The organism is Gordonia asplenii (assembly GCF_012933505.1).
GTDB lineage: Bacteria > Actinomycetota > Actinomycetes > Mycobacteriales > Mycobacteriaceae > Gordonia > Gordonia asplenii.
Map to the genome: position 1 here is coordinate 1 of NZ_JABBNB010000097.1, position 647 is coordinate 647.

Annotated in this window: 1 protein-coding gene; it reads left to right on the forward strand. The window is 64.5% G+C overall.

All coding sequences use genetic code 11. From position 1 onward, the window contains the following. A partial coding sequence (locus HH308_RS29350) for an AMP-binding protein (protein ID WP_170197828.1) occupies window positions 1-647 on the forward strand: 647 nt, incomplete at both ends.

A 647-nucleotide genomic window follows, 5' to 3' on the forward strand; every position in this document is an offset into this window, starting at 1 on the left:
CGGTGGTGGATGTCGCGGTGGCGCCGGTGGCCGATGTCGAGCGGCGTTCGCCGTTGTTGCCTGGTCATCCGGCGTATACGTTGTTTACTTCGGGGTCGACGGGACGGCCGAAGGGGGTGACCGTCTCGCATGCTGCGGTGGTGAACCGTTTGTGGTGGATGCGTGACGATTATGCGCTGGGTGCTGATGAGGTGTTTTTGCAGAAGACGCCGGTGACGTTCGATGTGTCGGTGTGGGAGTTGTTTTTGCCGTTTGTGGTGGGTGCGCGGTTGGTGGTGGCCGCGCCGGGTCGTCACGGTGACGCCGGCTATCTCGCGGATCTGATTGTGCGAGAGTCGGTGTCGGTGGTGCATTTCGTGCCGTCGATGCTGTCGGCATTCATCGACGCCGTCGGCGTTCGATTGAGCGGACTGAGAACTCTGCGGCATGTCTTCGCATCCGGCGAAGCGTTGGCGCCTGCCCCGGCCTCAGCGTTGCTGTCCGCGCTGGAATCCGTCCGGCTCATCAATCTGTACGGGCCGACCGAGGCGGCGGTGGACGTGACCGCCTATGAGGTCGCCGACGACGAGACGGTCATCCCGATCGGCCGGGCGGTGGCCAACACGACGACATGGGTTCTCGACCGACGCTTGCGTCCGGTGCCGGTG